Here is a 9,626-nt window from a genome sequence, read left to right as displayed (position 1 = left end):
GCCCCGGCGCTCTCTTCGTCGTCCGCTTTGCAGCACGGGGGCCCGGCCCCCGCATGCGCCTTACAGCGAGTAGTACTGCACGAACTCGATCGGGTGCGGGGTCATCTCGTAGCGGATGACCTCCTGCATCTTCAGCTCGATGAACGAGTCGATCTGGTCGTCGGTGAAGACGCCGCCGGCCTTGAGGAAGGCGCGGTCCTTGTCGAGGTTCTGGAGCGCCTCGCGGAGGGAGCCGCAGACGGTCGGGATCTTCTTCAGCTCCCGCGGGGGCAGGTCGTAGAGATCCTTGTCCATGGCCGGGCCGGGATCGATCTTGTTGATGATGCCGTCGAGGCCGGCCATCAGCAGCGCCGCGAAGGCAAGGTAGGGGTTCGCCATCGGGTCGGGGAAGCGGACCTCGACGCGCTTGGCCTTCGGGTTCGTCGTCCACGGGATGCGGCAGGAGGCCGAGCGGTTGCGCGCCGAGTAGGCGAGCAGCACGGGGGCCTCGTAGCCCGGCACCAGGCGCTTGTAGGAGTTGGTCGACGGGTTGGTGAAGGCGTTGAGCGCCTTGGCGTGCCGGATGATGCCGCCGATGTACCAGAGGCACTCCTGGCTGAGGTCGGCGTACTTGTCGCCGGCAAACAGCGGCTTGCCGCCCTTCCAGATCGACTGGTGCACGTGCATGCCGGAGCCGTTGTCGCCGTAGACGGGCTTCGGCATGAAGGTCGCGGTCTTGCCGTAGCTCTGCGCGACGTTGTGGATGCAGTACTTGTAGATCTGCATGTGGTCGGCGAGGTGCGTCAGCGTGTCGAACTTCATGCCGAGCTCGTGCTGGGCGCTCGCCACCTCGTGGTGGTGCTTCTCAACCTTCACGCCCATGGACTGCATGGCGGCGAGCATCTCGCCGCGCATGTCCTGGGCCGAGTCCTGCGGGGGCACGGGGAAGTAGCCGCCCTTGGTCTGGACGCGGTGGCCGAGGTTGCCGCCCTCGTAGTCGGTGAAGCCGTTGATCGGCAGCTCGGCCGAGTCGAGCTTGAAGCCGGTCTGGTAGGGGTCGGCGGCGAACTTCACGTCGTCGAACACGAAGAACTCGGCCTCGGGACCGACATAGATCGTGTCGCCGATGCCGGTGGACTTCAGGAAGGCCTCGGCGAGCTTGGCGGTGCCGCGAGGGTCGCGGGCGTAGGGCTGGCCGGTGGAGGGCTCGAGCACGTCGCAGACGATCGACATGGTCGAGGCGGAGAAGAACGGGTCCATGCAGGCCGTCGACGGGTCCGGCATCAGCAGCATGTCGGACTCGTTGATCGCCTTCCAGCCGGCGATCGACGAGCCGTCGAACATCGTGCCCTCGGTGAACATCTCGTCGTCGACGAGGGAGACGTCGAAGGTGACGTGCTGCCACTTGCCGCGCGGGTCCGTGAACCGGAAGTCCACGTACTTGACGTCGTTGTCCTTGATCTCTTTCAGCACGTCAGCTGCGGATTTCATCGGGCGTAGTCTCCAGAGCGAAATCGGTCGAAGGCGGCACCGGGCGAGCGTTCGGAAGCGGCTGGCGACCCCGGCCCCTCGGCGTGCGGGTTCCCCTGCTAGCCGCTTCAGGCGAATGTGTCACCCATCCGCACCGCTCCGGCGGCGTCCGTCTTCCGCGTCCGGCAGGACGCGGGGAAGAACCAACCCTCGCCCCGCGGTGGCCTTCACGAGGCCGTGCGGAGGGCACGCATGGCACACGGATTGCTAAGCTGGATTCGGCCTTCCAACGGCCCCGAGCCGTCTGAGTGCGATCAGACGCCGAACGGTCCAGGGACGAGAGACGCAGGATGACGAAGTACAAGCTCGAGTACATATGGCTCGACGGCTACACCCCGGTGCCGAACCTGCGGGGCAAGACGCAGATCAAGGAATTTTCCGAGTTCCCGACCCTCGAGCAGCTTCCGCTCTGGGGCTTCGACGGCAGCTCGACCATGCAGGCCGAGGGCTCCTCATCCGACTGCGTGCTGAAGCCGGTGCGCCACTTCCCCGACCCGGCCCGCAGCAACGGCGTGCTGGTGCTGTGCGAAGTGATGATGCCCGACGGCAAGACCCCGCATCCGTCGAACAAGCGCGCCACCATCCTCGACGATGACGGCGCCTGGTTCGGCTTCGAGCAGGAGTACTTCTTCTACCAGGACGGCCGCCCGCTCGGCTTCCCCGAGGCCGGCTATCCCGCGCCCCAGGGCCCGTACTACTGCGGCGTCGGCTACAAGGAGGTCGGCTCGGTCGCCCGCAAGATCGTCGAGGAGCACCTCGACCTGTGCCTCGCCGCCGGCATCAACCACGAGGGCATCAACGCCGAGGTCGCCAAGGGCCAGTGGGAGTTCCAGATCTTCGGCAAGGGCTCCAAGAAGGCCGCCGACGAGATGTGGATGGCCCGCTACCTGATGCAGCGCCTCTGCGAGGGCTACGAGATCGACATCGAGTACCACTGCAAGCCGCTCGGCGACACCGACTGGAACGGCTCCGGCATGCACTGCAACTTCTCGACGGAGTTCATGCGCACGGTCGGCGGCAAGGACTACTTCGAGAAGCTCATGGGCGCCTTCGGCGCGGCGATCGAGGACCACATCGCCGTCTACGGCCCGGACAACCACATGCGGCTGACCGGCAAGCACGAGACCGCGCCCTGGAACAAGTTCTCCTACGGCGTGGCCGACCGCGGCGCCTCGATCCGCGTGCCGCACTCCTTCGTGAACAACGAGTACAAGGGCTATCTCGAGGATCGCCGTCCGAACTCCCAAGGCGACCCCTACCAAATCGCCTCGCAGGTCCTGAAGACCATCGCCTCGGTCGAGATCCCGGGCTCGAAGGCCGCGGCGGCGTAAGTCGGCCGATCGGCGAAGACAGGAAGGCGGCGGGGCCCGAGGGGTCGCGCCGCCTTTTCTTTCGAGGCTCTGCCGGCACCGCCACCGGGATTGAGAGCCGTTGCGCGCCGCGTCATGCCGCAAGAACAGGCTTGCTGATACTTTTCGCAAGCGATCGATTTATTGATGACAGCCCCTGCACGATGGGTTTCCCTCGACCACATCTCGGATGCGCCACCGCATCGAGACGGTTCCGGCGAAGGAAAGAGCCTGTCATGGCTATGGCTGAAGGTCGCGCGTCGGCCAAGATCTACCCGTTCCCGCCGCGTCCCCGCGCGGCCGGCGGCCGCATCCGGGGGAGCGGGAGCCTCGCCGCCGAGCCGCGCCCGAGCCCCTATCCCGTCGTCGACTGCGGCAGCGGCTGGTACCACGAGGCGGCGATGCAGGACGACCAGCGCCGCAAGAGCTGAGCGCGCCGCTCAGGCCGCGAAGATCGACCAGCCCATCCGTTTCGTGAGCGATTCCAGGGCGATGCGGCCAAGATGCGAGTTGCCGGCCGCATCGAGCCCCGGCGACCACACCGCGACCGAGGCCTTGCCGGGCGCGATCGCCAGGATGCCGCCGCCGACGCCGCTCTTGCCTGGCAGGCCGACCCGGTAGGCGAACTCCCCCGAGCCGTCGTAGTGGCCGCAGGTCAGCATCACCGCATTGATGCGGCGCGCCCGCTCGGCCGAGATCACCGAGTGCCCGGTGAGGGGATGGCGTCCGTCATGGGCCAGAAACAGGCCCGCCGTGGCGAGCTGCCGGCAGGTCATCGCGATGGCGCAGTGGTGGAAGTAGACGCCGAGCGTGTAGTCGACCGGATTCTCGATCACCCCGAAGGAGCGCATGTAGTTGGCGAGCGCCGCGTTACGGAAACCGGTGCGCTTCTCCGAGGCCGCCACGGCCTCGTCGATGGCGATGGTCTGATCCAAAGCCAGCGCCTGCATGAAGCGCAGGATCTCGCCCAGCGCCTCGCGGGGCTGATGGCCCGAGAGGATCAGGTCGGTGACGGCGATCGCCCCGGCGTTGATGAAGGGGTTGCGCGGCACGCCTGCCTCCCGCTCCAGCTGGACGATGGAGTTGAAGGGGCTGCCGGAGGGCTCGCGGCCGACCCGCCGCCAGAGCCGGTCCCCGGCCATGCCGAGGGCGAGCGTCAGGGTGAAGACCTTGGAGATGCTCTGGATCGAGAACGGCACGTCGCCGTCCCCCGCGACGGCGGCACGCCCCTCGACATCGACAACGGCGAGGCCGAAGGCGGCGGCATCGGCGCGGGCGAGCTCGGGGATGTAGCTCGCGACGGTGCCCCGGTCGGGCCGCGCCCGCATCTCGTCGGCGATCTCCCGGACGACGCGATCGAGGTCGGGCAAGCGGGTCGGTGCCTCGGCGGAGCGTCCCCAGTCGGGATCAGATCGCGTCCGGGCCGGTCTCTCCGGTGCGGATGCGGATCGCCTCCTCGATGGTCGAGACGAAGATCTTGCCATCGCCGATGCGGCCAGTCTGGGCCGACTTGCGGATCGCCTCGATGGCACCCTCGACCATGGAGTCGCCGAGCACGATCTCGAGCTTCACCTTGGGCAGGAAGTCGACCACGTACTCCGCGCCCCGGTAGAGCTCGGTATGGCCCTTCTGGCGGCCGAAGCCCTTCGCCTCGATGACGGTGATGCCCTGAAGACCGACCTCCTGGAGGGCCTCCTTCACCTCGTCGAGCTTGAACGGCTTGATGATCGCCTCGATCTTCTTCATCCCGCTCGAACCCGGATACGTGATTGCGTTGCCGACTCGTAGCATCCCAAGGACGCGTTCGCCACGCCGTTTTCCCTGAGCGTCCCTCAGGTCCGCTCAGTTCGTGGGCAGCAGTCGCACAACATTTCATCATTTGAGCAGCAAAAGATCAATTCGATGGCAGTGGCTGAGCGGGTGACGGGCATGGGCAGGAGCGGATCGGCTCGGCTGCTCACGGTCGGAGCGATGGCGGCGGTGGACGAAGCGGCGATCGCCGGCGGCACGCCGGGCATCGCCCTGATGCACCGGGCCGGCGCGGCGGTCGCCGAGGCGGCCCGCGCGCTCCTGCCCGAGGCCGGTCGCGTCGCGGTGCTCTGCGGACCGGGCAACAACGGCGGCGACGGCTTCGTCGCCGCCCGGATCCTGGTGGAGGCGGGCTTCGCCGTGGAGCTGCGGTGTCTCGGGAGGCGCGAGGGCCTGTCCGGCGATGCGGCCCTCGCGGCGGCGGACTGGACCGGCCCCATCACCGAGGGCGAGGGCGCCGACGATCTCGCCGGGTTCGACCTCATCGTGGATGCGCTCTTCGGCGCCGGCCTGTCGCGGGACCTCGATGGACCCGCCCGTCGCCTCGTGGAGCGGATCAACGGCGCGGGGCGCCCGGTGCTGGCGGTCGACGTGCCGAGCGGCGTCGACGGCGACACGGGGCAGGTGCGCGGCGCGGCCATCCGGGCGAGCGCGACCGTCACCTTCGTCGCGCGCAAACCCGGCCACCTGCTGGAGCCCGGCCGCTCCCTGTGCGGACGGATCACGGTCGCCGACGTCGGCACCGGCGCGGCCGCGTTCGAAGTCGGGCTCGGCGTCGGCCCGGCCACCTTCCGCAACGGCCCGGACCTCTGGGGAGGCGAATTCCCGCGCCTCGCGGCGGAGAGCCACAAGTACACCCGCGGACACGCCCTCGTCCTGTCGGGGCCGGCCTACCGGACGGGCGCCGCCCGGCTCGCCGCAAGAGGCGCGCTGCGGGTCGGGGCAGGACTCGTCACGCTCGCCTCGCCGGCCGACGCGCTGGCGGAGAACGCGGCCCACCTCACGGCGATCATGCTGCGTCCCTGCGCGGGCGCCGACGACCTCGACGACCTGCTCACCGACGAGCGCCTCAACGTGGTGCTGGCCGGGCCCGGCCTCGGCACCGGGCCGCAGACCCGCGATCTCGTAGCGGTGGCGGCCTCCGCCGGTCGCGGCCTCGTCCTCGACGCCGACGCGCTGACGAGCTTCAAGGGCGAGGCGGAGACGCTCGCCGGCCACATCGGCGAGGGGGATGCCCAGGCCGTGCTGACGCCGCACGCGGGCGAGTTCGCGCGGCTCTTCGCCGGCACGCGAGCCGTCGCGGAGGGCATCGGCCGGCTGGAAGCGGCCCGCCGCGCCGCCGCGCTCGTCGGCGCCGTCGTCGTGCTCAAGGGTCCCGACACGGTGATCGCCGCGCCGGACGGACGGGCGGCGATCAACGACCACGCCAGCCCGTGGCTCGGCACCGCCGGCTCCGGCGACGTGCTCGCCGGCCTGATCGCCGGGCTTCTCGCCCAGGGCATGGCCCCGTTGGAGGCGGCCTGCGCCGCCGTCTGGCTCCACGGCGACGCAGGCCTGCGGCACGGGCCGGGCCTGATCGCGGAGGACATCCCCGAGCTGATGCCGCAGGCGCTCTCCGGTCTCGCGGCCGGCCTCAGGTGACCTCGAAGGAGCCCCAGAGGCCGGTATCGAAACGCTCCAGCACCGTCGAGCCGATCAGCCAGCGGCCGGGATTATCGGCGAGGAAGGCGATGCGGGCGGTGCGGCCTTCGAGCAGCTGGAAGGTGTCGAGCCAGTAGGGCTCCCAGCCGTCGTCGAGGGGATGGAGCAGGCGGAAGGCGTGGCCGTGCAGGTGGATCGCCTGCGGGAAGGCGGTGTCGTTGCGGATCGCGAGCACCACGACCTGCCCGCGCTTCACAGAGAAGAAGGGCGCGGCGCCCGCCGCCCCGCTGACCCCGTTGACGCTCCAGACCTTGGCGGGATCGCCGGTGAAGACGGGCTCCGCCTCCGGCTTGTCCTTCGGGCGCACGGCCCCGCCGGTGATGACGATGTCCCGCCGCACGGCGTTCTGGAGCTTCACCTCGGCGGGCAGCAGCTTGTTGTCGCCGATCGGGCCGATCGGCGGGCGCTTCTGAGTCAGAGGGGCGCCGGTGCCGACGATCTCGGCAAGCACCAAGCCGCCCCCGACGAGCGCGGTGATCGCACCCTTGATCTCGCCCTCGGTGGGGAGGTCCACCATCAGGTCGTAGCGGGAACCCGGCGCGAAGGGGAGCGTCGCCTTCAGGGGCTCGAAGGTGTCGGTCGGCTGGCCGTCGACGGCGGCGACGTAGACCTTGAGCCCGTCGAAGCGCACCCGGGTCGAGCGGGCGTTGCAGGCGTTGCCGAGCCGCAGGCGCAGGCGCGCGCCGGGCGGCGCCTCGATCCGCGCCGGCACCGGGCGGCCGTTGACGGTGACGAGGTTGCCGAGCCGGCCGCCGGCCGCCGCCAGCGGCGTCTGCCCGAAGGGCATCAGGCTGCCGTCGTCCTGGAGGCGCGGGTCCTGGGCGAGCAGCGTCACGTCCCGGTCGACCGCCGGCGGCGTCTTCTCGTCGACGATCAGGAAGCCCGACAGGCCCCGGCCCGCCGGCTCGCTGGAGCCGCCGACCACGAGGGGCCGGATCAGGAAGGTGCCGGCGTCCGGCGGCGTAAAGGCGTAGAGGAAGTCGGCGCCCGGCGCGACGGGCGCCTGCGTCACCCCGCCGACGCCGTCCATGGCGTTCTGGTTACGCACCCCGTGCCAATGCAGGGAGAGCGGCTTGTCGGTGCGGTTCTCGAGCCTCAGCCGCACGGTCTCGCCGAGCCTCACCCGGATCACCGGCGGCTCGGCCTTACCGTCGAAGCACCAGACCGCAGTCTCGGGCGCGGGCTCCGGCTTGAGGCGGACGTTGCCGGGCGCGGCCCGAAGGGCGACGGGCTCGGGCTGGATGGCGGGCGGCGCGGAGGGCTGCGGTTTCGCGGCGCCCTGGGCGCTAGCCTCCCGCGGCGTCAGCGCCGCGAGGGCGGCGCCCGCGAGCAGGGTCCGGCGGGAGACGGGAATCGGCGGGACGGTCGGTCGGAACGGAGGCATGGACCCCTATGGACCCCTATCGACCCTTGCGGGCGGCGCGTCGGGAGGGCGGTTCTAGCCGCCCGCCCCCGGCGGCGCCACCGCAGGCGCCCCCGTGTGCGGGAGCCCGAAGTTTTTTGCTGCGGTCCCGGACGCGCGTGCTATAGACCCGCGCTTCCGACGGCCGGGCGGCCGCACTCGGGCTGCCGCGGGCGTGGCGGAACTGGTAGACGCGCTGGATTTAGGTTCCAGTGTCGCAAGACGTGGGGGTTCGAGCCCCTCCGCCCGCACCAGCGCCGCACGGCCGGCCCCTGGACCTGGAGCGTCCGGGACCGACCGGCCGGCACTCCCAAGCGCCGCGACGCGTGCCGAACCGCCCGGACAACGGCCGACGGACCGGACTTCGAGACGATCAACGGACGACAGAGCGGACAGACGACGATGCAGGTGACCGAGACACTCTCCGAGGGGCTGAAGCGCGAGTTTCAGGTGCTCCTGGCCGCCAACGAGCTGGAGGATCGTCTGACGACCGAGCTGTCCGGCCTCAAGGACAAGGTGCAGCTCAAGGGCTTCCGCCCCGGCAAGGTGCCGGTGGCGCACCTGCGCAAGGTCTACGGCCGCTCGGTGATGGCCGACGTGCTCCAGAACGCCGTCAACGAGGCCAACCAGAAGATCGTCGCCGACAACAACCTCAAGCTCGCCCTCGAGCCGCGCGTCGAGTTCCCCGAGGACAAGGCCGTCGTCGAGAACGCGCTCGACGCCAGGGGCGACGTCTCCTTCAAGGTGGCGCTCGAGGTGCTGCCGAGCTTCGAGCTCGCCGACCTCTCCGACGTCAGCCTGACGAAGCTCGTCGCGAGCCCGAGCGAGGCCGAGATCGACGAGGCGCTCGAGCGCATGGCCGGCCAGAACCGGCCCTTCGCCGACCGCGACGAGGGGGCCGCCGCCGAGACTGGCGACCGCGTCACCATCGACTTCGTCGGCCGCATCGACGGCACCGAGTTCGAGGGCGGCAAGGCCGAGGGCGTCGACCTGGAGCTGGGCTCCGGCACCTTCATCCCCGGCTTCGAGGAGCAGCTCGTCGGCGCCAAGGCCGGCGACGAGCGGGTCGTGACGGCGACCTTCCCCGAGGATTACCAGGCCGCCCATCTCGCCGGCAAGGAAGCCGCCTTCGACGTGAAGGTCACCCGCGTCCAGGCGCCGGGCGAGGCCAAGATCGACGACGCCTTCGCGGAGAATCTCGGCCTCGAGAACCTCGAGAAGCTGCGCGAGGCGGTCTCCAAGGCCATGGGCGGCGACCTCGAGGCGCAGTCGCGCCGCCGCCTCAAGAAGGAGCTCCTCGACGCCCTCGACACCAAGTACGCCTTCGACCTGCCGCCCTCCCTGGTCCACCAGGAGTTCGCCAACGTCTGGGCGCAGGTCGAGCAGGACCTGAAGACCCGCGGCAAGACCTTCGAGGACGAGGACACCACGGAGGAGAAGGCCCGCGAGGAGTACCGCCGCATCGCCGAGCGGCGCGTGCGCCTCGGGCTGGTGCTTGCGCAGGTCGGCGAGAGCGCCGATATCAAGATCTCGGACGAGGAGCTCAACCAGGCCCTGATCGCCCGGGTCCGGCAGTTCCCGGGCCAGGAGCAGCAGGTCTGGGACTTCTACCGCAAGAACGCACAGGCGCTGGCCGAACTCCGTGCGCCGCTGTTCGAGGAGAAGGTCGTCGACCACGTCCTCGGTCAGGTCAAGCTCGTCGAGGAGCCCGTCTCCAAGGAGACGCTCTTCGCCGACGACGAGGAGACGGGCGGCGCCGGCAAGGCGGCCGATGCAACGGCTTCCGACGACAAGGCCGCCAAGGCCGAGTAAGACCGATCCTTCGCGTCCGGGGCTCGCCCCGAAGGGTCGGTTCC

At 70.1% G+C, this 9,626-nt stretch carries 8 protein-coding genes and 1 tRNA gene; 5 read left to right on the top strand and 4 right to left on the bottom strand.

Annotated features, from left to right (window positions below; all coding sequences use genetic code 11):
* Window positions 1–60: 60 nt before the first annotated feature.
* Complete coding sequence (glnA, locus tag MFF04_RS19330; protein ID WP_238278217.1) at window positions 61–1,470, bottom strand: type I glutamate--ammonia ligase; 1,410 nt, start codon at window positions 1,468–1,470, stop codon at window positions 61–63.
* Window positions 1,471–1,799: 329 nt separating this feature from the next.
* On the opposite strand from glnA, the gene MFF04_RS19325 reads away from it, so the two are divergent.
* Together MFF04_RS19325 and MFF04_RS19320 are read left to right on the top strand one after the other, a co-directional pair.
* Window positions 1,800–2,840 carry a glutamine synthetase beta-grasp domain-containing protein gene (locus MFF04_RS19325; RefSeq protein ID WP_238278215.1) on the top strand — a complete coding sequence of 347 codons (1,041 nt, stop codon included), beginning with the start codon at window positions 1,800–1,802 and terminating at the stop codon, window positions 2,838–2,840.
* 254 nt (window positions 2,841–3,094) lie between these two features.
* Window positions 3,095–3,289, top strand: coding sequence for a DUF2735 domain-containing protein (locus tag MFF04_RS19320; RefSeq protein ID WP_238278212.1), 195 nt, complete (start codon window positions 3,095–3,097; stop codon window positions 3,287–3,289).
* 9 nt (window positions 3,290–3,298) lie between these two features.
* Here the strand turns inward: MFF04_RS19320 and MFF04_RS19315 are convergent, their stop codons facing one another.
* Both MFF04_RS19315 and MFF04_RS19310 read right to left on the bottom strand, forming a co-directional pair.
* Window positions 3,299–4,228, bottom strand: a complete 930-nt coding sequence (locus MFF04_RS19315) for a glutaminase (protein ID WP_238278211.1) — start codon at window positions 4,226–4,228, stop codon at window positions 3,299–3,301.
* A 37-nt stretch (window positions 4,229–4,265) separates the two neighbouring features.
* A complete protein-coding gene (locus tag MFF04_RS19310) occupies window positions 4,266–4,604 on the bottom strand; it encodes a P-II family nitrogen regulator (protein WP_238278209.1) in 339 nt (112 codons plus the stop codon).
* A 156-nt stretch (window positions 4,605–4,760) separates the two neighbouring features.
* Here MFF04_RS19310 and MFF04_RS19305 point away from each other — a divergent pair, with 156 nt between their 5' ends.
* Window positions 4,761–6,308, top strand: coding sequence for an NAD(P)H-hydrate dehydratase (locus tag MFF04_RS19305; protein ID WP_238278206.1), 1,548 nt, complete (start codon window positions 4,761–4,763; stop codon window positions 6,306–6,308).
* On the opposite strand, the gene MFF04_RS19300 is transcribed toward MFF04_RS19305, so the two are convergent.
* Window positions 6,301–7,752, bottom strand: coding sequence for a multicopper oxidase family protein (locus MFF04_RS19300; protein ID WP_238278204.1), 1,452 nt, complete (start codon window positions 7,750–7,752; stop codon window positions 6,301–6,303). The two genes, MFF04_RS19305 and MFF04_RS19300, sit on opposite strands and share 8 nt — an antisense overlap.
* Before the next feature lie 187 nt (window positions 7,753–7,939).
* Between MFF04_RS19300 and MFF04_RS19295 the strand changes: the two genes are divergently transcribed.
* A tRNA-Leu gene (locus MFF04_RS19295) sits at window positions 7,940–8,024 on the top strand.
* A gap of 148 nt (window positions 8,025–8,172) precedes the next feature.
* A complete protein-coding gene (gene tig, locus MFF04_RS19290; RefSeq protein WP_238278202.1) occupies window positions 8,173–9,582 on the top strand; it encodes a trigger factor in 1,410 nt (469 codons plus the stop codon).
* Window positions 9,583–9,626 lie beyond the last annotated feature (44 nt).

It is taken from the genome of Methylobacterium jeotgali, from assembly GCF_022179345.1.
Taxonomy (GTDB): Bacteria; Pseudomonadota; Alphaproteobacteria; order Rhizobiales; family Beijerinckiaceae; genus Methylobacterium; species Methylobacterium jeotgali.
This window is presented reverse-complemented; position numbering and strand designations above follow the sequence as displayed.

Bases quoted from the DNA above. Each gene is read 5' to 3' on its own strand.
- glnA (WP_238278217.1), bottom strand. From the start codon at position 1,470: ATGAAATCCGCAGCTGACGTGCTGAAAGAGATCAAGGACAACGACGTC.
- MFF04_RS19325 (WP_238278215.1), top strand. From the start codon at position 1,800: ATGACGAAGTACAAGCTCGAGTACATATGGCTCGACGGCTACACCCCG.
- MFF04_RS19320 (WP_238278212.1), top strand. From the start codon at position 3,095: ATGGCTATGGCTGAAGGTCGCGCGTCGGCCAAGATCTACCCGTTCCCG.
- MFF04_RS19310 (WP_238278209.1), bottom strand. From the start codon at position 4,604: ATGAAGAAGATCGAGGCGATCATCAAGCCGTTCAAGCTCGACGAGGTG.
- MFF04_RS19305 (WP_238278206.1), top strand. From the start codon at position 4,761: ATGGCAGTGGCTGAGCGGGTGACGGGCATGGGCAGGAGCGGATCGGCT.
- MFF04_RS19300 (WP_238278204.1), bottom strand. From the start codon at position 7,752: ATGCCTCCGTTCCGACCGACCGTCCCGCCGATTCCCGTCTCCCGCCGG.
- tig (WP_238278202.1), top strand. From the start codon at position 8,173: ATGCAGGTGACCGAGACACTCTCCGAGGGGCTGAAGCGCGAGTTTCAG.